The following is a 22,458-nucleotide window of genomic DNA, read 5'->3' on the forward strand; positions in this document are numbered from 1 at the left end:
GCCCCTCGTTCGATCACTTCGTGACGCTGGTGGTGGCCTGCGAGGTGTTGCCCGCCGCGTCGCGCGCGACGACCTGGAAGGTGTGCGCGCCGTCGGACGCCTTCTTGAAGTTCCACGTGTAGCTCAGCGTCGCGCCAGTGGTCGTGGCGACCTGGGCGCCGTCGATGTAGAGCGTCTGACGGATGCCTGCCGTGCCGGCGTTGTCGCTCGCGCTGGTGGTGATGCTCACCGTGTTGCCGCTGAGCCGCGTGTTGTTCGCCGGCTTGGAGAAGGCGACGACCGGGGCCTGCGTGTCGGACGCGGCCACGTTGGACACCGACAGCGTCACCGACGCGCTGCTGCCGACATTGCCGGCGGCATCGACCGCGGTGGCCGAGATCGTCACCGGCCCGTTGGCCACGCGTGTGGAATCCCAGCTGAAGCCGTAGGGCGCCGAGGTGTCGGAAGCCACGACGGTGCCGTTGACGCGCAGGTCCACGCGCGCCACGCCCTGGTTGTCGCTGGCGCCGACGTCGATCGCCACCAGGCCGCTGATCAGCGCCCCGCCCAGCGGCGCGCTGACCGTCACGCTGGGCGATTGCGTGTCGGGCGCCGGCGCGGCGAGCACCGACTGGACGGCGGCCGCGGCGTTGATGCGGCCCCAGCCGTAATACGGATCGCGTCCGGCGGCGCCGAGGTCCACGGCCGTGCTGAACAGCGCGTTCTGGATCGTCGTGTTGCTGAGCGTGGGCCGGGCGGACATCAGCAGCGCGACGGTGCCGGCGACGACGGGGCTCGCGAGCGACGTGCCCCACCACGCGCCGTAGCTGCCGCCGCGCTGCGTGGTCCAGATGTTCTGACCGGGCGCGGCCACCGCGACGAAGCTGCCGTAGCTGGACCAGCTGGTGCGGTTGTCGGTCTCATCGGTGGCGGACACCGGGATCATGCTGGCGGTCGGGGTGATGCCCTCGTCGATGCCGTTGTTGCCGGCGGAGACGACGACCAGCCCGCCCTTGCTCCGCATGTAGTCCGCGGCGCTCTGCACGGCCGAGCTGCCGGCCACGCCGCCGTAGCTGATGTTGGCCACGCGCGCGCCCTGGTCGGCGGCCCAGGTCAGGCCCTGCGCGACGGTGCTCCAGTAGGCATACGCGTTGGGATCGGCGATGCGCACGGGCATCAGCTGCGCCTGCCCGGCCACCGAGGCGACGCCGACGTTGTTGTTCATCGCCGCGGCGGCCGCGCCCGCGACCGCGGTGCCGTGGCCGTGGACGTCGCTCGCATCGGCGTTGCCGTCATAGAAATTCCATCCGGCGATGACGCGGCCCGCCAGGTCGGGATGGGTGGCGTCGATGCCGGTGTCGAGGATGGCGATCTTGATCCCGGCGCCTTGGGCCGTGTCCCAGGCCTGCGGCGCGTTGATGCGGGCGAGGTGCCACTCGCTGCCCATGTAGGGATCGTTGGGCGTCATGGCCGGGGCGATGCGCATGTCGAGCTCCGCCGACTTCAGCTGCGGGTGACGCGCCAGCAGCATCGCGATGGCGGTCTCCGACGCGTTGGGCGGCAGGTCCACGATGCTGAGCTGCGATCGGCCGATGCGCCGGCCCTTGCCACCGTGCGGCGCGAGGATCTTCGCGAGCTCCTTGTCATCGAGTCCCGCGCGGGCCTGCACGATGAGCCGTTGCCGCGCCCAGCCATTGGCGGTGCCCGCGGCGGGCGGCGGGAGATCGAGCTCCGCCTGCGGTCCACCGGGCCGCACGCGCAGCGCCTGCGCGAGCGCGTCGAAGGCATCGGGCTTGCGGCGGATGAGTCGCGCGAGCATGCGGCCCTCGACGGTCATCGCAACGCAGGTGTCGCCCTCGCAGAACACGAGGGCGCTGGCCTCCTCGGTGGGCTTCCAGGCGGAGAGATCGAGCCGGTCGCAGAGCTGACCGCCGACGAGCGCATGGCGGATCTCGTCGTCGTAGCGGAACTGGCCGCGCACGCCGGTGCGGCTGAGCATCACGAGGTCGTCCACGCGCAGCTGGGCGATGCGTCGGGCCAGTGCGTCGCGCACGGCGGGGCTGAGGTCGGTGTAGCGCTCCAGGCCTTGCGCGGGCGCGAGGTCCGCGCGCAGCAGCGACGGGCGCGCTGGAGCGCAAGGGGGCTTGGCGATGGGGGTGGGCGAAGCCGCGGCGGCGGCCAGGACGAACGAGGCAAGCACGGACATGGCGATCCCCTTGCCGCGCGCGACGACGCGGCACGACAGGCCGCGTTCGCGGGCGGATGGTCACCCCCCTGCGAGCTGACGGCATGTGCTTCGCACGCCGCTCATGAACACGCAGCAAGGCCCGGGCCAACACGGCAAGTGGCGATGGCGATTGAGCTTTTTCGCGGGGCTCGCGAGACGCTGTTCAGGAGTGTCAATTTCGTCGACATCGCGGGAGGTCGAGTCAAGCGTCGGTGGCGGCGATGCCACGCAAGAGGAGCACCTTGAAGAGCCTTGCGATCGATCAACGCGCACCATGAAACGAGCCTCGATGCTGCCGCCTCGCTCGAGCTCGGACCGTCGTTGGCGGTCGCGATCGATGCGCCCGATGTCTACTGATTTGTGCGATTCCGAAGTCCTGGAGGCTCGCTATGATTCATGCCAATAGTTCCCCCACCTCTGTGCCCGGCGAAAGCGCGGGATCTCAAGTGGGGGACTTCTCTTTCCACTCGCCGCGCAAGACGCCGCGTCCCCCCAAACCATTCACCAGCGTGAGCCAGCAAATCGCTCTGCTCAAAGCTCGTGGGTTGACCGTTCAGGACGAAGCCGAAGCTCACAACGTCCTTCGGCTCATCGGCTACTTCCGCTTCTCGGGATACGCGCATTCCCTGAAAGCAATTCGCCGATCCGTTCCTTCTTTCGATTCGGGGTATCGCGCCAACGCGTCGTTCAAGCAGATCGTTCACCTCGGAGACTTCGACCGGTCCTTGCGGGCGCTCATGCTCGATGGCTTGGAGACGATAGAGATCGCGGTCCGCGCCGCGGTCGTGAGGCGCCTCGGGCCACTGGACGTCGAGGCTCACCGTCGTCCCGACCTCTTCGATCGACGCTTCACCAACCGACTGCCTGGTGAGTCCTGTTCCCTGCATGACGAATGGCTGCGTCGCTTCGACGATCTGGTGTCCAAGTCCAAGGAGGAATTCGTCGAGCACCATCGCCGTCGTTACGCAGGCCGATTGCCGATCTGGGCAGCCATGGAAGTGCTCGAGTTCGGACTTCTCTCAAAGCTCATTCGCGGCTTGCAGTTCCGCGACGCGAAGGCGTTGTCAGAGGGCTTCGGCCTCGACCATCCGGTGGTGCTTCAATCATGGATGCACATGTTCAACATCGCTCGCAACCGTGCTGCTCACCACGTGCGCGTCTGGAATAGGACAACGACCAAGATCCCGCTGCTTCCACCCGGGAGCGTGTGCCCTGATCTCGCCTTCCTCCATCGAGACGAACATGCCAAGACGCGACTGTTCGGCACCCTGAGCTGCATGCGCTGGATGATCCGGACCATTGCCCCGGACTGTCATTGGCATAGGGAGATCCGACGGCTGGCAGCGACCTTCCCTCAGGCGTCGGGACTGTCGCTGCGCGCCGCCGGCTTCCCTGACGATTGGTCGTCCCTGCCGCTCTGGCGCGACTGAAAGCGCCGCGGGCGGCGCCCTAGCCCTGCGGCGCCACCCTCAACTTCCGATGCACCGCCCTCGCCTGCGGCACCCAGCCCAGGCGGGCCCAGCGGCGCCACATCAGCAGACCGCGGATCCACTCGTCGGCGGCATACGCGATCCACAGCCCCACCAGCCCCAACCCGCACACCTCCCCCAGCAGCCAGCTCCCGCCGGCGAGCACCACCAGCATCGACCCCGCGCCCACCATCACCGGGTACTTCGCGTCCCCCGCCGCGCGCAGCGCGTTGATCACCACCAAGTTGAAGGTCCGCCCCGGCTCCAACACCACCGTGATCCACATCAGCACCACGGCGCTCGCCAGGATCGCCTCGTCGTGCGTGAACATCCGCAGCAGCCACGGCGACGCCGCCGCCGCCGCGCCCGCCACCACCACGCTGATCGCCAGCCCGCGCGCCAGCGCGCGTCGCACCAGCCGGTGCGCCTGATGCAACTGCCCCGCGCCGATCAGGTGACCCACGACGATCTCCGCCGCGAAGCCCGTCGCCAGCCCCGGCAGCAGCACGAAATACATCAGCTGCGACGTGTAGCTGTGCGCCGCCAGTGCCGACGCCCCCAGGTGCCCCGCCACCGCGATGCTCACCATGTAGGCCAGCCGATAGGCGATGTTCTCCGCCGCGCCAGGCAGCCCGATGTGCAGCACCGCCGCCAGCTCGACACGCGGCAGCCGCCACCAGTCCGACGCCTTCGGGCGCAGCCTCAGCCGCTCGCGCCACAGCCACACATGCAATCCGAGCCCGAATGCCCGGCTCACCGCCAGCGCCAGCGCGAACCCCGGCAGGCCCAGGTGCGGCATCAGCCAGATCGCCAGCAGCAGCTGCGCCACCTGCATCGCCACCAGCACCATCAGCGTGTCGCGGCTGCGCAGATGCGCGCGCATCACGCCGGCCATCGAGGCATTCCAGGCGTCGATCATCATCGCGGGCGCCAGCGCCATCAGGAACGGCAGGGACAGCGGCAGCACCTCCGCCGGCGCATTCATCAGGCGCAGCAGGGGACCTGCGAACACCAGCGCCATCAGCGCCGTGACGCCGCCCAGCCAGGTGCTCGCGCCGAGCGCCGCGCGGGCCGTCGCGTCCGCCACGGCCCGCCGGCCGCCGCCCAGCGCCTGCGTGATGACCACGCTGATGCCGGCACCGATGATGCGGAACAGAATGAACAGGGTCGCCGCGATCTGATTGGCCAGCGCGAACGCCGCGCCGGCCGGATCCGAGATCCGGGCCGCCAGCATCGTGCCGATCACGCCGATGGCGATGCCCAGGCAGAGCTCCAGGAACAACGGCCAGGCCAGCGAGAACAGGCGAGGAGCAGGCAAGGCGGACGGTGCGGACGGTGCGGACGACATGGCGGCGGCGGAGGAAGGCGGGCGCCGCGGCGCACCGCGGGGAAGCGCCGGATTCTCTCGTGAGGCTTGTTCCCGCGGGGGCCGTAACCGCGATGAAACCAGGGCCCGATCGCGAGGCCGCCCCGCGCTGTCGTTTTGCCGCCACCGCGGCGAGGATCAGTCCGGTGTGCCGTCCGGCGGCACATCCACCGGGCACATCGGCAGGCCGCCCGCGAGCAAGGCGCCGCGTTCGGACTCGGCGGCCTGGCGCAACGACACGAGTTCCGCGCGCGCGCCATAGAGCTCGTCGAGCTCCTCCAGCAGCAGCGCGCGCACGGCCGCCTCCGCCGACGGCGGCAGCGCGCGGACCCATTGGCGGTCAAGCCCGTCCAGGCGGTATCCCACCACCCAGATGACGCAGGTGTCGATGAAAGCGGACATCCGCGCAGCCTATGCGAGTCGGCCCGCGCTGACGATGGGGGCGGCCCGCGCGAGGTGCGCCATATTCATCGAAACGCCGGCCCGCGAGGGGGGATCTCGCCGAACCCGTGACGGAAGTCCGCGCTCCCGGCCGCCCGCCGCCGCCAGCCGCGCCTCAGCGCCACTCGATGACCGAGACCCCCAGCCCCACGCGCGACTCGCGGAAGTTGTAGTCGATCAGGCTCTCCCCATAGCCGCTGAACAGCTGGAGATAGCCATGCAGGCCCGCTCCGATCGGGAAGGCCCATTCCAGCTGCGCCGAGCCCCGCGAGCGGTCCCCGGAACGCAGGCTGTGCCGCGCCGTCACCGCCAGCACGTGACGTCCGAGCTTCTGCGTCACGAGCAGCTCGCCGCGCCCGACGTAATCGGAGATGCGCGGGTTGTCGTCGCTGCCCGTGTTGAGGATGCGCCACCACGGCCGCAGGCTCACGGTGGTCTCGCCGCGCTCCAGGCTGAGCTCGCCGATCACCCGGTTCCAGCTGCGCGACAGCGGCTCCGCCCGCCCGTTGGACTGGTGATTGAACGACAGCCCCACCATGCTGGCCTTCCACCCGAAAGGCAGCGCCACGTCGGTCCCGTGCGTCAGGATCAGCTCGGGTTCGTAGTTGGTCTCGCGGAAGGGCCGCGACTCGCGCCCGTTGTAGACCTGCCAGCGCGAGCTCTGCGTGTACGCGCCCCACACCGACAGCGTGCCGTGGTCATCGAGCGACCAGATCTTGGACTTCAGGCTGATCTGGAACTTGGCCTCGTTCTTGTCCAGGTCCAGCGCCTGGACCACGCCGTTGTCCGGGCTTTCCGACGACGGCCCCGGCCGGCCGTTGGAACGCGAGGTCCACGAGACCGGCAGCAGGTAGACCGGTCGGTAAGGACGCGGGAGGAATCGCGGCATCTGGTCGCGGCAGGACAGCTCCCAACGCTCAGACAGCGTGGATCCGAGGTAGTTGCGCGCGCTGCCGGCCGCTTCCGGCAGTCGCGAGCACGGATCATCCACGCGCGGAGCGCTCGCCGCGGCGGCCACCGGCAAGGCCGCGGGCACCGGCTGCAGGCGGACCTGCGCCGCCGCGGACGGCGGCGCCGCATCCGGCACGCGGCCGTTGAGCCGGTCGTAGCAGCCCAGCCGGGCGTCGTTGTCGGCGATCGCCGCGCAATCCGCCGCGGTCCTGGCCGACGCGGCCGCCACCATCGCCGGGTTCTGCGCGGGCAAGGCCGCCACCTGCGCCGCGGCCTCCTCGGGCAACGCGGCGATCAACGCCGCCAGCACGGCCGTCGCCAAGGTCATCGCCATCGCCAGCCGTCGCCGCCACTCCCTGATCGCCATCATCTTGAACACGCCCCCTGATTCCATCGGACGGATTCGTCGGCAAACGGCGTTCCCTAGAATCCGCCGCCATGCAGACGCCGACCTTGCACGTTCCGCCGGTCCCGACCGCCCGCCCCCGCCGCGCCGCCGGCCCGGGCAAGCCCTGGCCCCGCTGGGCCCAGGTCATCGCGATGGCGGCGCCGCTGCTGCTCGCGGCCTGCGCGCAACTGCCCCAGCCCGGGACGACACCCCCTCCGCCCACCGGCAATCCGTTCAGCCCGGCCGCGTTGCAGGCGTTGCGCCCGGCGCAGTTCCAGTCGACGGTGGGCAGCGCCGCCGCCGCGCAGGATCGGCTGGCGACCGACCGCCAGCGCATCCGGGCCGCGACGACGCAGGCGCTGGCCGCGCCCCAGGACGCCGCGGCGCTGCGCGAGCTGGCCCAGGCGCTGCGGCTGGTCGCGCATTACCGGACCGACATCGACCTCGCCCGCCCCGCCCTGCTGGCCGCGCTGCCGGGGCTGGATCGGCAGCCCACCGACATCCAGCGTCCGCTGCTGACCGCCGCGTACACGCTTTACGCCGTCGACGCCGCGCCGCTGCTGCGGCCGCTGCTGCCCACGCTGAGCTCGCCGCGCGAGTTCTCGATCGCGGCCTACACGCTGATGCAGACGCGCCAGCCGTCGGACTTCGCGCTGATCCAGGCCCAGCTCGCCCAGCGAGACCGGGACGAACCCCGGCTGCAGGCGCTCGCGCTGGCCGTGACGACAGCGCAAGGCGGCGCCTCGCCGACGCGGCCGCCGCTGGCTGACCTGCTCGGCGTGCGGCCGGATTTCCCGGTCGTCTTCAGCTTCCAGCGGCCGGGCCGCCAGCAGATGGGCCTGGCCCTGGTGCGGCAGGCCGACGGCCGATTCGTCCGCCGCGCCGACGGCGGCCTGTTCAACATCGGCCAGCTGGCGCTGTCCAGCAGCGGGCTGCCCGGCACGATCACGCTGGGCAACACCCCGCAGGGCCTGTTCACCATCCAGGGCGCGGGCCGCGCGGCCTCCAACATCTGGATCGGCCCGACCCCCTATCTGCACACGAAGGTCCCCGGCGAGGCGAGCGTCGCCGAATACGAACAGCGCGCCGCCGGCCCGAACGACCCGGCCTGGACGCTGGACCGCTACCGGGCGCTGCTGCCGGTGTCCTGGCGCGACTTCGCGCCGATCCAGGAAGCCTGGCTGGCCGGCCGCGCCGGGCGCGACGAGATGTTGATGCACGGCAGCACCATCGACCCGCGCTACTACGCCGGCAGCCGCTACTACCCGGGCACGCCTTCCGATGGCTGCCTGGTGGCCATGGAGTACTGGGCGCCGGACGGCACGATGGCGCACAGCGACCAGATCGCGCTGCTGCAGGCCTTCACCGCGCAGGGCCGGGACCGCGGCTACATGGTGCTGGTCGAGCTGGACGCCGGCCCGACGCCGGTGGCGCTGGCCGAGGTGATCGACGCGGTCCTGGCGGCCGAGGCCCGCTTGCGCTGAGACGCCGGGGTCCCTCAAGGGGCCCTCCCGATTACCGAAGGTTATGGCGCCGACGCGGCGATTCATTGGCAGCGGGTCGCCGGTCCCACTAGAGTAGGCCGCACCTGGCGGGCCTCTTCTCGCCATGATCCAGCCGCGATCGAGTCATGCCCCCGCCTCTGAACACCGAAACCCCCAGCACCGAGCATCAAGACCTGGACCTGTATGACAGCGCCCGGCTGATGGAGGTGCTCATCGACGACCAGCACCAGGCCGTGGCCGCGGCCCGCGCGGCCGCGCCGGCACTGGCCGCGGCGGTCGACGCCGCGTTGCCGCGCATCGCCTCGGGCGGGCGTCTGTTGTATGCCGGCGCCGGAACCTCCGGTCGGCTGGGCGTGCTGGACAGCGTCGAGCTGGTGCCGACCTTCTCCTGGCCGCGCGAACGCGCGGTGGCCGTGCTGGCCGGTGGAGAAGGCGCGATGTTCGTGGCCGTCGAGGGCGCCGAGGACGACGAGCCGCAAGGCCGTCGCGACGTCGAGGCGCTGTCGCCCACCGCGGCCGACGTGCTGATCGGCATCGCCGCGTCGGGGCACACGCCCTACGTGCTGGGCGCGCTGGCGGCCGCGCGCGCGGCGGGCTGCCTGACGATCGCGCTGGCCAACAACCCGGGCGCCGCGGTGCTCGCCGCCAGCGACCATCCGATCCTGCTCGACACCGGCGCCGAGGTGATCTCCGGCAGCACGCGGCTCAAGGCCGGCACCGCGCAGAAGATCGCGCTGAACAGCTTCTCCAGCGCGCTGATGGTCAAGCTGCACAAGGTCTACGGCAACCTCATGGTCGACATGAAGGCCACCAACGCCAAGCTCGTGCGGCGCGCCGTGGCCTTGACGATGCGCGCAGCCGAGGTCGACGATGCCGCCGCGCGCGAGGCGCTCGACCACTGCGGTTTCCATGTGAAGACGGCCACGGTGATGTTGCGCCGCGGCCTGTCCGCCGACGCCGCGCAGGCGCTGCTCGCCCGCCACGACGGCGATGTGCGGCGCGCGCTGGCCGAGGACTGACGAGCGGACCGCGCATCGACGTTTGCACCGACGCCCGGTCCGGCGTTTCCAACGACACTGCGCGCCATGTCCTCTTCCGTCTCCTCCCCCGCCGCAGGCGCGCGCGGCCCCTGGGCCTGGGTCCCCTCGCTGTACTTCGCGCAAGGCATGCCCTACGTCGTCGTGATGACGCTGTCGGTCATCATGTACAAGAACCTGGGGATCTCGAACACCGACATCGCGCTCTACACCAGCTGGCTCTATCTGCCCTGGGTGATCAAGCCGCTGTGGGCCCCGCTGATCGAGATGGTCGGCACGAAGCGGCTGTGGATCGTGGCGCTGCAGTTCGTCGTCGGCGCGGCGCTGGCGATGGTCGCGCTCACGCTGCCGATGGAACGCGCTTTCCAGATGTCTCTGGCAGTGTTCTGGCTGATGGCGTTCGCGTCCGCCTCGCATGACATCGCCGCGGACGGCTTCTATCTCCTCGCGCTCGAGCAGCACGAACAGGCCGCTTTCGTCGGTGTCCGCTCGACCTTCTACCGCGTGGCCAACATCGGCGGTCAAGGCGGGCTGGTCTGGCTGGCCGGCGAACTGCACGACCGCGGCGGCGACTGGACGCTCGCCTGGCAAGGCGTGATGGCGGTGCTGGCGGGCAGCTTCCTGCTGCTGGCCGCGTATCACCTGTGGCGCCTGCCGCGGCCGGCGATCGACCGCGCGGTGCCGCCGGATCAGCGCGGCGGATCCGCCTTCCTGTCGATCTTCATCGCGTTCTTCCGCAAGCCGGGGATCCTCGTGACGCTCGGCTTCCTGCTGCTGTACCGCTTCCCTGAGGCGCAGCTGCTGAAGCTCGCCACGCCCTTCCTGCTCGATGGCGTCGACCAGGGCGGCCTGGCGCTGAGCAACCAGGAAGTCGGCCTGGCCTACGGCACCATCGGCCTCGTGGCGCTGACGCTGGGCGGGCTGCTCGGCGGCTGGATCATCTCCCGCGTGGGGCTGCGGCGCGCGTTGTGGCCGCTGGTGCTGGCGATGCACGTGCCCAACGTGGTGTTCCTCGCGATGGCGTGGTCGCATCCGGGCAGCCTCGCCGTCATCAGCGCAGCGCTCGCCGTCGAGCAGTTCGGCTACGGCCTGGGCTTCACCGCCTACCTGATGTACATGGTCCTGGTGGCCGACGGCCCTCACAAGACCGCGCATTACGCGATGTGCACCGGCTTCATGGCGCTGGGCATGATGATCCCCGGCATGTGGAGCGGGTGGCTGCAGGACCAGCTCGGCTACCTGCACTTCTTCGGCTGGGTGCTGATCGCGACGATCCCCTCGCTGGCGATGACCGCGCTGATCCGCGTCCCCGAGGGCTTCGGCCGCAAGGAGTCCGACGCATGAGCACCGCGCGCCCCGGCGCGGATCGCCTGTTGTCGCTCGATGCGTTCCGCGGCTTCGCGATCGCCTCGATGCTGCTGGTCAACAACCCGGGCGACTGGTCTGCGCTGTACGGACCGCTCGAGCACGCGGCATGGCACGGCTGGACCTTCACCGACTGGATCTTCCCGTTCTTCGTGTTCATCAGCGGGATCTCGATGAGCTTCAGCCTGGCGCGCCGAGCCCAGAGCGTCGAGGGCCCCACCGATCGGCTCGCGCTGCTGCGCCACACCTGGCGGCGCGGCGCCACGATCATCCTGATCGGCGTGCTGCTGAACCTGTTCCCGTTCTTCCACTTCGAGACCGTGCGCCTGCCCGGCGTGCTGCAGCGCCTGGGGCTGATCACCCTCCTGGCCGCGCCGATCGCGCTGTGGTGTGGCTGGCGCGCGCAGCTGGCGTGGTTCGTCGCGCTGCTCGCGGGTTATGGGCTGGTGCAGACCCTGGTGGCCGTGCCCGACGCGCAGGGCGTGTGGCATCGCGGCTCGCTGGCGCCCGGCGAGGACGTCGGCGCCTGGCTGGACCGAACGCTGCTGTCCGGCCACCTCTGGGCCAAGAGCAAGACCTGGGACCCCGAGGGCCTGCTGAGCACGCTGCCCGCGGTGGCCAGCCAGATCGCCGGCTTGCTCGCTGGACGGTGGCTGGCGTTGCGCGGCCGCGATCCGGCGGAGAAGGCGATGTGGTTCATGGTCGCAGGGCTGCTCGCGCTGTGGGCCGCGCAGGTGCTGGACGCCTGGACGCTGCCGATCAACAAGAATCTGTGGACCCCGGCCTTCGTTTTCCTCACGACGGGCTGGGGATGCCTGGTGTTCGGCGTGTTCTACTGGCTGCTCGCTGCCGCCCCGCTCCCGAGGTTGCGCGCTGCGATGGCGCGGCGCTTCCAGCCGCTGGTCGTGTTCGGCATGAACGCGCTGTTCCTCTTCGCGCTGTCGGGCCTGGTGGCCCGGTTGCTCGGTCTGATCCACGTGGCCGAAGGCGTCTCGCTCAAGGCCTGGCTCGTCGCGCCGCTGCGCGCGCTGCCGGTGGATCCCCGCTTCGCGTCGCTGCTGTTCGCCGCCGGTTTCGTCGCGGTGTTCTACGGCATCGCGTGGGCGATGTGGCGGCGCGGCTGGATCGTGAAAGTGTGAGCGGCCCGCCACGCGGCGCCGCCGGGTGAGCCTTCGATGCGACGACGACAGTGGATGACAGCGGCCCTGGCCGCTCCGGTGCTGGGCCCCTTGACCGCGGCGCTGCCGGGATGCTCGACGGGGGGGCCGCAGGCGCTGCCCGAGGCGCCCGCGGGCAGCGGCGGTTCCGGCGGCCTCACGCCGCCGCCGGTGCCGCGCGAGTTCCGCGCCGCCTGGGTCGCCACGGTCGCCAACATCGATTGGCCGAGCCGGCGCGGTCTCAGCGACGCGGCCCAGATCGCCGAGATCCACGCGATCCTGGACAACGCCCGCGCGCTGCGCCTGAACGCGATCGTGCTGCAGGTGCGCACCAGCGCCGATGCGCTGTACCGCTCCGAGCTGGAGCCCTGGAGCGAGTACCTGTCCGGCGTGCAGGGCCAGGGGCCGGGTTATGACCCGCTCGCGCTGTGGATCGCGCAGGCCCACGCGCGCGGGATCGAGCTGCACGCGTGGCTGAATCCCTACCGCGCGAAGCAGAGCGGCGCGAAGTCGGTCGCCTCCGCGACGCACCTGAGCCGCACCCGCCCGGAGTGGGTGAGGAAGTACGGGGATCAGCTCTGGATCGATCCCGGAGAAGCCGGCGCTGCCGAGCACACGCTGGCCGTGTGCCGCGATCTGCTCACGCGTTATGAGCTCGACGGCCTGCACATCGACGACTACTTCTATCCCTACCCCGTGCAGGACGCGGCCAAGCAGGACATCGACTTCCCCGACGATCCGAGCTGGCTGCGTTACGTGCGAGGCGGCGGTGCGCTGTCGCGCGCGGACTGGCGGCGGGACAACGTCGATCAGCTGGTCCGCCGGATGTACGACCTCGTCCGCGAGCTGCGGCCGACCGCGCGCGTCGGCATCAGCCCCTTCGGCCTGCCGCGGCCGGACCTGCGGCCGGCAGGCATCACGGGGTTCTCGCAGTACGACAAGCTCTATGCCCATGTCGAGCATTGGATGGCGATGGGCTGGCTGGACTACCTCGCCCCGCAGCTCTACTGGCCGCGCGCCCAGAAGCCACAAGCCTTCGAGCCGCTGCTGCGGGCCTGGCAGAGCGTCAATCCGCTGGGACGCCCGATCTGGCCCGGCCTGTTCACGAGCCGCGCCGGCACCGAGGCCGACGGCTGGCCGCTCGACGAGATCCCGGCCCAGGTCGAGATCATGCGCAGCGCGCCATCCACCGGCGGGCACCTGCACTTCAGCATGGTGGCGTTGCTCAAGAATCGCCGCGGCATTGCGGATGCCTTGCGAGCCGGCGCTTACGTCGAATCCGCGCTTCCGCCGGAAACACCGTGGCTCAGCGCGCCGGCCTGCGGCCCGGTGATGCTGGAACGGCTGGCCGACGGCCGCTTGCGACTGGTCGCCCGGGAAGGCGCGCCCGCGCGCGTTTTCGCGGTCTGGCACCGCGAGGCGCGAAGCGCGGACGCGCCATGGCGATTCGAACTCATCGGGCCGTCCGGCGACCTCGATGGCTTGCCCGCGGGGAGCCTCGTGAGCGCGTCGGCGGTCAACGCGATCAATCAGGAAGGTTCGCGCAAGACGTTCGTAATTTGAACGAAACCCGCTGAAATCTGTCGATTCCGCGCAACGTGGCCGCCTCGACCGGGCGCGCCCGACCCCCGTGTAAACCCTGAGCCGCTTTGGTGCGCCGATGGCCCGTTCGGGCCCCGATTTCGGGCGCCTTCCGCCCGTTGCGTGGTTGTGAAGGAACACCGCCGGGAGCGCGTTCGCCCCTGTCATTCCTTGTCACAAACCCACAACATCCCGCAAAGAGACTGCGGTCCGTGCATCGAAAAGGGCGGATCCGGGACCTCCGGAATCTGCCCAGCAACAGGGCCCACCCGCGCGGAAAGCCCCCTGGATGGCGGATTTCGCCGCATTGCTGGGGGCTGTCTCGACTGGTAGGCTTTTTGCTTGAGATGAAGGAGGAGCCGCGTTCGAACGGCTCCCCGAACAGGCGGGCTGGTTCGAGCAGGTCACGGCCGGGAGATCTTCCTGGGCCGGAAAAATCGTCGTAAAACGTTTGCGGATTCCGAGAAGCACGAGCTTTGGTGAGCGAAAACGGTTGCGCGAGACATCTGCCGGCGGAAGGGCGGGAAGCTTTCCCCAGCGCGTCGCGTGGTCACGGTTTTGTTGAGTTAGGTCTCGTCGCACAGGAGCGCAGGAATGAATCAGAAGAAGTGGATCGGTTTCAGCAAGACGGCCTTGGCCGCTGCCGCCGCCCTCGTGGCCGTCATGCCGGCCATGGCCCAGGAAGCCAAGAAGGATGCGGACACGTCCGCCGATGACGGCGCGCCGCGCGCCAAGGAAGACAAGGTCCGTCTGGGCACGATCACGATCGTGGGCAGCGGCGGCAAGCTGGGCGCTGGCCAGATGCTGAACGAAGACGGCGCCAAGTCGCGCAGCACGGTCACCCGTGAAGCGATCGACAAGGACCGCGCGTCGGGCAACCCGTTCCAGGCCCTGGCCCTGCTGCCGGGCGTGAACACGTTCAACTACGACGCCACCGGCCTGTTCGGCGGCGGCCTGACGGTCCGCGGCTTCGGCGCCGACCAGATGGGCATGATCATCAACGGCGTGCCGGTCAACGACTCGGGCAACTTCGCGGTCTACCCGCAGGAATACGCCGACCAGGAAAACCTGTGCACGCAGTCGCTGGCCCAGGGCACCCCGGACGTGGACTCGCCCAACGGCGGCGCCACCGGCGGCAACATCACCGTCACCAGCTGTGATCCGGAAGACAAGAAGCGCATCCGCGTGAGCCAGGGCTTCGGCGAACTGAGCTACACCCGCACCTTCCTGCGCTACGACACTGGCCGCTTCTTCAACAACGCCGCCAAGGTGTTCGTGAGCTACTCGCACACGGAAGCTGACAAGTGGAAGGGCGAGGGCCAGGCCAAGAAGGACCACATCGACGCGGCCTTCCGCTGGGACATCGACCAGGACAACGTGATCCTGGGCTCGGTGCTCTACAACCGCGCGATCAACAACAACATCAACAGCATCAGCCTGGCGCAGCTCCGGGCCAACGGCTACAACTTCGACTTCTCGACCTCCTTCCCCGGCCACCTGACCCCGGTCGGCGGCACGGCGCAGAACGAAGGCGCGACCGGCTACCTGCCCTCGCCCGCGTACTACAAGCTGGCCAACAACCCGTTCGAGAACGCGGTCGTGTCGATGTCCGGCTCGTTCAAGCTGGCCCAGGACACCTACCTGAAGGTCCAGCCCTACCTGTGGTACGGCTTCGGCAACGGTGGCGTGCAGCAGACGACGCTGCGTGAATCGGGCGGCTTCCTGAACCCGGCCACCAGCACCGTGACGGCCAGCAAGGACCTGAACGGCGACGGCGACACGCTGGACACGATCATCGTGGCCCGCGGCAGCGTCACCCGCACCTCGCGTCCGGGCGTGACCACCGAAGTCAACTCGCAGCTGGGCAGCCACTTCGTGAAGGTCGGCCTCTGGTACGAGCGCGCCGATCATCGCCAGACCCAACCCGCCGTGACCGTCGACAACGCCGGCAACCCCGCCAGCGTCTGGCTGAACACCAGCTACATCACCCGTCCGGACGGCACGCGCTACGAAGGCCGCGACTGGGAATCCATCAGCACCTCGGGCCAGTTCTACGCGAGCGATGCCTGGTCGTTCATGGACGACAAGGGCCTGCTGACCCTGGGCTTCCGCGCACCGTGGGTGAAGCGTGACGTCAAGAACACCGCCAACGAAGGCGTGCCGGTCGACTACCAGTTCAAGAAGACCTACAACGACATCCTGCCCCAGGTCGGTGTCCGTTATCAGCTGACCACCAGCCAGCAGGTCTTCCTGAACGTCGCGAAGAACTTCCGCGCGCCGCCGAACTTCGCGTTCACCGGCTCCAACGTGAACGTGGTCAACAACCAGGCCGCGCTGGCGCGTGAAGCCAAGGCCGAGACCTCGATCAACACGGACCTGGGCTATCGCTTCCAGAGCCGCGAGCTGTCGCTGTCGGCCACGCTGTTCAACGTGAACTTCAAGGACCGTCAGGCCAACGCCTTCGACTGGGAACAGCAGAAGTCCACCTACATGAACGTGGGCAAGGTCAAGACGCGCGGTCTTGAGCTGGAAGCCGGCACGGGCACGTTCAAGGGCTTCTCGGCCTACGGCTCGCTGACGGTCCAGAAGAGCGAAGTCCAGAACGACATGTCCATCGGCCGCGTCAACGTCGGCACGACGGCCGCGCCGGTCTACCAGCAGGTCTACCTGCCCACCAAGGGCAACAAGATGACGCTGACGCCGGACATGATCCTGGGCGGCTCGGTGCAGTACACCTACGGCCCGTTCTACGCCCGCGTGAAGGTCAAGCGCACCGGCAAGCAGCAAGCCACGCTGATGAACGACGAGGAAGTGCCGGCGTACTGGGTCGGCGACGTCGACGCCGGCTACAACTTCGGCAACATCAACGAGTGGGTCAAGAACGTCCAGCTGCGTCTGAACGTGAGCAACATCGGCAACGCGTCCTACCGCAACCCGAGCTCGGGCACGGTGACCAACGCCCTGCCGTACACCACCACGGTGGGTGGCAAGCCGTTCACGCAGAACGCCAGCACGGTCTTCTACTACCTGGGCGCCCCGCGCTTCGTGTCGATGAACCTGAGCGCCGACTTCTAAGTCCTCGCTCCCCTGGCGGCTCCCGCCGCCAGAACCAAGAACCGCGCCGCTCACCCGGCGCGGTTTTTTTTCGTCCGCGCACGCCCGGCGACGCCAAGCGGTCAACGCCGCCCATGAGCCGAACTCATACCCGCCCCGCGCATTGACAATGGCGGGCGCGCAACGCCCCTCGTAAGCTCCGCGCGCCACGCCTCCCCGTCATGAGCCTCTCGCCCTCCGGCTTCTCGCCCGCCGCCCTCGCCGATCCCCGCGCGCCCGCCCGTCCCGGCAGCGCGCGCGCCGGCATCGCGCTGGGCCTGGGGCTGGACGCCGGCGGCACGCAGACGCGCTGGGCGCTCGCGGACCGCGATGGCGCGCTCGTCGCTCGCGGTGAGGTCGGCGGATTCAGCGCGCTGCTGCTGGACACCAGCGCCGGCCGTGTCGCGCTCGCGCAGACCTTGCAATCACTCGCCGCCGCGGTGCTCGCGCATGCCGCACCGGGCACGCTGCGGGGGCTGCAGGCCGGCATCACCGGACTGGGCGAACCCGACGGCCCCGCCGGCCGCGCGCTGCGCTCGCTGCTGGCGCAACACCTGGGCCTTTCACCGGCCCAGATCCATTGCGACAGCGACATCGCCCAGGCCTGGCACGCGCTCTATCGTCCGGGCGAGGGCTACCTCGTCTACGCCGGCACCGGCGCGATCGCCGCGTTCATCGATGACTCCGGCGCGATGCACCGCGCCGGCGGCCGCGGTCCGCTGCTCGGCGACGAGGGCGGCGGCCAGTGGATCGCCCGCGAGGCGCTCGCGCTGGTCTGGCGCCGCGAGGACGACGACCCCGGCGCCTGGGCGCGATCGACGCTCGCCCGCCACCTCTTCGACGAACTCGGCGGCCCGGACTGGCCGACGACCCGCGCCTTCATGTACGGCGGCGACAGCGCCACGCGACGCGGCGCCATCGGCCGCCTCGCGCTCGCCGTCGGCCGCGCCGCCCACGAGGGCGACGCCGACGCGCTCGCGCTGCTGCGCCGGGCCGGCGCGGAACTTGCGCGACTCCCGCTGGCGCTGCTGCGCCGGCTGGGGGTGCGTCCCGTCACGGCCGCCGGGCGTGTGCTGCAATTGCATCCCGCGATCGAGACGGGACTGCGCGCGGCGCTGCCCCCCGACCTGCCCTTCTCCGTCCAACAACCCGACACCGCCGGGGCCGCCGCCAGGCGCGCCGCGCACGCCTCATGAAGACCAAGCTCCTGACCCTCGCCGCCGCCGCGCTGCTCGCGGCTTGCGCCTCGCCCACGCTGCAGATCGACAAGACCCATGTCTCGCAGAACCAGGACAGCCGCGCGCAGTTCCTGATCCTGCATTACACGGTGCTGGACTTCGACAAGTCGATGAAGGTGCTGACCACCGGCGGCAAGGTCTCCGCGCATTACCTGGTGCAGGACAACCCGTCCAAGGTCTTCCAACTGGTCGACGAGAACCGCCGCGCCTGGCATGCCGGCGTCAGCTTCTGGGCCGGCGCCACCAACCTGAACTCGGCCTCGATCGGCATCGAGATCGTGAACCCCGGCTTCACCGACACGCCGCTGGGCCGCGTCTACGCGCCCTACCCCAAGGCGCAGATGGACGACGTCATCCAGCTCAGCCAGGAGATCGTCGCGCGCAACGGCATCCGCTCGGACCGCATCCTCGGCCACAACGACATCGCCCCGGGCCGCAAGCAGGACCCGGGTCCGGAGTTCCCGTGGAAGCGCTTCGCCGAGGCCGGCCTGATCGCCTGGCCCGATGCCGTGCAGGTCGACGTCAAGCGCGCCATCTACGAGCTGGGCCCGGTGCCCGACATCAATTGGTTCCAGGACCGCCTGGCCAAGGTCGGTTATCAGACGCCGCGCACCGGTGTCTTCGACGTCGCCACGCGCGAGGTCATCAGCACCTTCCAGATGAAATACCGCCCGGCCAACTACGCGGGCGACATGGATGCCGAGACCGCCGCGCTGCTCGAGGTCGTGACCACGCCCGGCGGCATGCTCATGAAGCAGCCGCGCGCGGCCGATTCGCAACCCCGTTCGGACTTCTGATCCGCCTTGCTGAACTTCCTGCTCCGCCGCCTGGCCACGTTGCTGCCGACGCTCGTCGGCGTGACGCTGGTGGCCTTCGGCCTGATCCGGCTGGTGCCCGGCGACCCCATCGCGATCATGATGGGCGAGCGCGCGCTGGACGAGGCCACCCATGCGCGGCTGATGCATGAGCTCGGCCTGGACCAGCCGCTGTGGCGCCAGTACGCGGACTACGTCGGCGGCCTGCTGCACGGCGACCTGGGGCGCTCGCTGGTCTCGCACGAGCCGGTCTCGCACGAGTTCCTCGCGCTGTTCCCGGCCACGGCGGAACTCGCGCTCTTCGCGCTGCTGCTGGCCATCGTGCTGGGCATGGCGCTGGGCACCGGCGCGGCGCTGCGGCGCGGCTCGCTGCTCGACCAGGGCGTGATGGGCGTGGCCACGGTGGGCTACTCGATGCCGGTCTTCTGGTGGGGACTGATCCTCATCATGTTCTTCTCGGTCGGACTGGGCTGGACGCCGGTGTCGGGCCGCATCGCGGTGGAGTACGACGTGCAGCGCGTCACCGGCTTCATGCTGATCGACGCCGCGCTGCACGACGAGCCCGGCGCCTGGCGCTCGGCGCTGCGTCACCTGCTGCTGCCGGCGCTGGTGCTGGGCACGAGCACGACAGCGGTGATCGCGCGCATGACGCGCTCCAGCCTGCTCGAGGTCCTGCGCGAGGACTACATGCGCAGCGCCCGCGCGCGCGGCCTGTCGCCGTCGCGCGTGGTGCTGGTGCACGGCCTGCGCAACGCGCTGATCCCGGTGATCACGGTGATCGGCCTGAAGGTCGGCAGCCTGCTGGCCGGTGCCGTGCTCACCGAGACCATCTTCAGCTGGCCGGGCATCGGCAAGTGGCTGATCGATGCGATCGCGCGGCGCGATTATCCCGTCGTGCAGGCGGGCATCCTGATCTCGGCCTGCACCTTCATCGCGGTCAACCTGCTGGTGGACCTGCTGTATGGCGTCGTGAACCCGCGCATCCGCAAGCAGGGATGACATCGACATGAGCGCCCTGCCCTCCACCCCCAAGCCCACGCCCACGCCCGCCGCGACCCGGCCCACCGCGCCCCCGGGGCCGCTGGCCGAGTTCTGGCACGGCTTCTCGGCCAACCGCGGCGCGCTCGTCGCGCTGGTGGTGTTCACGCTGCTGGCGCTGGCGGCGCTGTTCGCGCCATGGATCGCGCCGCACGACCCGGTGCGGCAGTACCGCGAGGCGATGCTGACGCCGCCGCTCTGGATGGACGGCGGTCAGGCGCGGTTCCTGCTCGGCACCGACGAACTGGGCCGCGACCTGCTGTCGCGCCTGCTGCACGGCGCGCGCGTGTCGCTGGGGATCGGACTGGCCTCGGTCGTGCTGTCGCTGATCCCCGGCGTCCTGCTGGGGCTGCTGGCGGCCTTCCATCAACGGCTGCTCGCGCCGGTGGTGATGCGGGTGACGGACGTGATGCTCGCGCTGCCCGGCCTGCTGCTGGCGATCTGCGTGATCACGGTGCTCGGCCCCGGGCTGATGAACACGGTGATCGCCATCGCGGTCGGCAGCCTGCCGGAATACGTCCGGCTCACGCGCGCCGCGGCGCTGTCGGAACTCGGCAAGGACTACGTCACCGCGAGCCGCGTGGCGGGCGCGTCGACGTGGCGGCTGATGTTCTCGACCGTGCTGCCCAACTGCCTGGCGCCGCTGATCGTCAACGCGTCGCTGAGCTTCTCGGCTGCGATCCTGGAAGCGGCCGGGCTCGGTTTCCTCGGCCTGGGCGTGCAGGCGCCGATGGCGGAGTGGGGCACGATGCTGTCCTCCGCGCGCGACTACATCGTGCGCGCGCCCTGGGTCGTCACGCTGCCGGGGCTGGCCATCCTCGTGTCGGTGCTGAGCGTCAACCTGATGGGCGACGGGTTGCGCGACGCGCTCGATCCGCGCCTGAAGAGGGTCTCGTGATGCTGGAGATCCGCGATCTGCGCGTGCGTTTCGGCGCCTTCCCGGCGGTGGAGGGCGTGGACCTGGATGTCGCGCCCGGCGAGGTGCTGGGCATCGTCGGCGAGTCGGGCTCGGGCAAGTCGGTCAGCATGATGGCGCTGATGGGACTGATCGACCCGCCGGGCCAGGTGAGCGCCTCGGCGATGCGCTTCCAGGGGCAGGACCTGCTGGGCATGCCCGCGTCGCGCCGGCGGCGGCTGGTCGGCAAGGACATCGCGATGGTGTTCCAGGACGCGCTCGCGTCGCTCAATCCGAGCTACACCGTCGGCCACCAGATCGAGGAGGTGCTGCGCGCCCACCTGGGCCTGCGCGGCGCTGAGGCGCGGCAGCGCGCGCTGGACCTGCTCAGGCAGGTCGAGATCCCCGACGCGGCCAATCGTCTGAAGGCCTATCCGCACGAGCTGTCCGGCGGCATGAACCAGCGCGTGATGATCGCGCTGGCGATCGCGTGCTCGCCCAAGTTGCTGATCGCCGACGAGCCGACGACCGCGCTCGACGTGACGATCCAGGCCCAGATCATGGATCTGCTGCTGAGGCTGCAGCGCGAGCAGGGCATGGCGCTGGTGATGATCACGCACGACCTCGCGGTGGTGGCCGAGATGGCGCAGCGCGTGGCCGTGATGTACGCGGGACAGGTGGTGGAGACGGGCACGCTGCCCGAGGTCTTCGCCTCGCCGCGGCATCCGTACACGGCCGCGCTGATGGCGGCGATCCCCGAGCACAACCGCGGCGCGCGACGCCTGCAGGCGCTGCCGGGCATCGTGCCGGGCGCGCTGGACCGGCCGGCCGGATGCCTGTTCTCGCCGCGATGCCCGCGGGTGCAGGATCGCTGCCGAGTGGAGCGGCCCGCGGTCGACGCCGGCGTGCGCTGCTTCTTCCCGCTGGCCGAGCCCGCATCGATGGAGGCCTCGCCATGAGCGCACCGCTGCTGCAGGCGCGCGACCTGGCGCGCCATTACCGCGTGAGCCGCGGCTGGTTCGCGCCGAAGGCGACGGTGCGCGCGCTCGATGGCGTGAGCTTCGAGCTCGCGCCGGGCCGGACCCTGGCGGTCGTGGGCGAGTCGGGCTGCGGGAAGTCGACGCTGGCACGGGCGCTCACGCTGATCGAGACACCGACGGCCGGCGAGCTGCGCATCCAGGGCCGGGACGCGGCCGATCCGGCCGCGCGCCAGGAGCTGCGGCGCGACGTGCAGATGGTGTTCCAGAACCCGTACGCGGCGCTGAACCCGCGCAAGACGATCGCGTCGACGCTGGCGGAGCCGCTGGTGATCAACACGCGGCTGGACCGCGCGGAGCGCCGGGAGCGCATCGAGGCGCTGGCGGCGAAGGTGGGCTTGCGCCAGGAGCATCTGCAGCGCTACCCGCACATGTTCTCGGGCGGCCAGCGCCAGCGCATCGCGATCGCGCGGGCGATGGTGATGCAGCCGGGCATCGTGGTCGCCGACGAGCCGACCTCGGCGCTGGACCTGTCGATCCAGGCGCAGATCCTGAACCTGTTCATGGACCTGCAGGAGGAGTTCGGCACGGGCTACGTGTTCATCTCTCACAACCTGTCGGTGGTGGAGCATGTGGCGGACGAGGTGATGGTGATGTACCTCGGCCGGGTGGTGGAGCACGGCGACAAACGCCAGGTGTTCGCGCGGCCGCTGCATCCGTACACGCAGGCGCTGATCAGCGCGACGCCGGCGCTGCGTCCGGCGGATCGCCGCGCGCGCATCCGCATCCATGGCGAGCTGCCCAGCCCGCTGTCGCCGCCGACGGGTTGCGCCTTCCACCAGCGCTGCCCGATGGCCATTCCCCGCTGCGCCGAGGTCCGCCCCGAACTCCGCGAGATCGACGGACGGCGGGTGGCGTGTGATGTGATTTGAACTG

General features: G+C 70.2%; 17 protein-coding genes. 13 read left to right on the forward strand and 4 right to left on the reverse strand.

What is annotated here, in order from left to right; all coding sequences use genetic code 11:
* Window positions 1-13: 13 nt before the first annotated feature.
* Window positions 14-2,185 carry a S8 family serine peptidase gene (locus ACNI65_RS22435; RefSeq protein WP_416759501.1) on the reverse strand — a complete coding sequence of 724 codons (2,172 nt, stop codon included), beginning with the start codon at window positions 2,183-2,185 and terminating at the stop codon, window positions 14-16.
* 410 nt (window positions 2,186-2,595) lie between these two features.
* Between ACNI65_RS22435 and ACNI65_RS22440 the strand changes: the two genes are divergently transcribed.
* The gene (locus ACNI65_RS22440) at window positions 2,596-3,636 is read left to right on the forward strand and encodes an Abi family protein (RefSeq protein WP_416759502.1); all 1,041 of its coding nucleotides are present in this window, start codon (window positions 2,596-2,598) and stop codon (window positions 3,634-3,636) included.
* Between the two features lie 19 nt (window positions 3,637-3,655).
* Here ACNI65_RS22440 and ACNI65_RS22445 read toward each other — a convergent pair whose 3' ends face one another.
* The 3 genes from ACNI65_RS22445 to ACNI65_RS22455 all read right to left on the reverse strand — a co-directional run bounded on the left by ACNI65_RS22445 (window position 3,656) and on the right by ACNI65_RS22455 (window position 6,827).
* Window positions 3,656-5,023, reverse strand: coding sequence for an MATE family efflux transporter (locus tag ACNI65_RS22445; RefSeq protein WP_416759504.1), 1,368 nt, complete (start codon window positions 5,021-5,023; stop codon window positions 3,656-3,658).
* A 156-nt stretch (window positions 5,024-5,179) separates the two neighbouring features.
* Complete coding sequence (locus ACNI65_RS22450) at window positions 5,180-5,443, reverse strand: hypothetical protein (protein ID WP_416759505.1); 264 nt, start codon at window positions 5,441-5,443, stop codon at window positions 5,180-5,182.
* A 154-nt stretch (window positions 5,444-5,597) separates the two neighbouring features.
* Window positions 5,598-6,827: a phospholipase A gene (locus ACNI65_RS22455; protein ID WP_416759506.1), complete on the reverse strand. Its 1,230-nt coding sequence runs from the start codon at window positions 6,825-6,827 to the stop codon at window positions 5,598-5,600.
* A gap of 44 nt (window positions 6,828-6,871) precedes the next feature.
* On the opposite strand from ACNI65_RS22455, the gene ACNI65_RS22460 reads away from it, so the two are divergent.
* From ACNI65_RS22460 to ACNI65_RS22515, 12 genes are all read left to right on the forward strand, one after another.
* The gene (locus ACNI65_RS22460; protein WP_416759507.1) at window positions 6,872-8,305 is read left to right on the forward strand and encodes a hypothetical protein; all 1,434 of its coding nucleotides are present in this window, start codon (window positions 6,872-6,874) and stop codon (window positions 8,303-8,305) included.
* 146 nt (window positions 8,306-8,451) lie between these two features.
* Window positions 8,452-9,345 carry an N-acetylmuramic acid 6-phosphate etherase gene (gene murQ, locus ACNI65_RS22465; RefSeq protein WP_416759508.1) on the forward strand — a complete coding sequence of 298 codons (894 nt, stop codon included), beginning with the start codon at window positions 8,452-8,454 and terminating at the stop codon, window positions 9,343-9,345.
* A gap of 66 nt (window positions 9,346-9,411) precedes the next feature.
* Complete coding sequence (locus ACNI65_RS22470; RefSeq protein ID WP_416759509.1) at window positions 9,412-10,707, forward strand: MFS transporter; 1,296 nt, start codon at window positions 9,412-9,414, stop codon at window positions 10,705-10,707.
* Entirely contained in the window at window positions 10,704-11,867 is a 1,164-nt protein-coding gene (locus tag ACNI65_RS22475; protein ID WP_416759510.1) for an acyltransferase family protein, read from the forward strand. The genes ACNI65_RS22470 and ACNI65_RS22475 overlap by 4 nt, the downstream gene beginning before the upstream one ends.
* Window positions 11,868-11,903: 36 nt before the next feature.
* Window positions 11,904-13,448, forward strand: a complete 1,545-nt coding sequence (locus tag ACNI65_RS22480; RefSeq protein WP_416759511.1) for a glycoside hydrolase family 10 protein — start codon at window positions 11,904-11,906, stop codon at window positions 13,446-13,448.
* A gap of 612 nt (window positions 13,449-14,060) precedes the next feature.
* Complete coding sequence (locus ACNI65_RS22485; protein WP_416759513.1) at window positions 14,061-16,541, forward strand: TonB-dependent receptor; 2,481 nt, start codon at window positions 14,061-14,063, stop codon at window positions 16,539-16,541.
* A 200-nt stretch (window positions 16,542-16,741) separates the two neighbouring features.
* Window positions 16,742-17,755, forward strand: a complete 1,014-nt coding sequence (locus tag ACNI65_RS22490) for an N-acetylglucosamine kinase (protein ID WP_416759514.1) — start codon at window positions 16,742-16,744, stop codon at window positions 17,753-17,755.
* A complete protein-coding gene (locus ACNI65_RS22495; protein WP_416759515.1) occupies window positions 17,752-18,594 on the forward strand; it encodes an N-acetylmuramoyl-L-alanine amidase in 843 nt (280 codons plus the stop codon). Before ACNI65_RS22490 ends, ACNI65_RS22495 begins: the two co-directional genes overlap by 4 nt.
* A 6-nt stretch (window positions 18,595-18,600) precedes the next feature.
* Window positions 18,601-19,611: an ABC transporter permease gene (locus ACNI65_RS22500; protein ID WP_416759516.1), complete on the forward strand. Its 1,011-nt coding sequence runs from the start codon at window positions 18,601-18,603 to the stop codon at window positions 19,609-19,611.
* A gap of 7 nt (window positions 19,612-19,618) precedes the next feature.
* Complete coding sequence (locus tag ACNI65_RS22505) at window positions 19,619-20,548, forward strand: ABC transporter permease subunit (protein WP_416759517.1); 930 nt, start codon at window positions 19,619-19,621, stop codon at window positions 20,546-20,548.
* The gene (locus ACNI65_RS22510; protein WP_416759518.1) at window positions 20,548-21,504 is read left to right on the forward strand and encodes an ABC transporter ATP-binding protein; all 957 of its coding nucleotides are present in this window, start codon (window positions 20,548-20,550) and stop codon (window positions 21,502-21,504) included. Before ACNI65_RS22505 ends, ACNI65_RS22510 begins: the two co-directional genes overlap by 1 nt.
* Window positions 21,501-22,454 (forward strand): peptide ABC transporter ATP-binding protein, encoded by a 954-nt coding sequence (locus tag ACNI65_RS22515; protein ID WP_416759519.1) that lies wholly within the window; start codon window positions 21,501-21,503, stop codon window positions 22,452-22,454. Before ACNI65_RS22510 ends, ACNI65_RS22515 begins: the two co-directional genes overlap by 4 nt.
* Window positions 22,455-22,458 lie beyond the last annotated feature (4 nt).

The organism is Roseateles sp. So40a, assembly GCF_048081605.1.
GTDB lineage: Bacteria > Pseudomonadota > Gammaproteobacteria > Burkholderiales > Burkholderiaceae_C > Roseateles.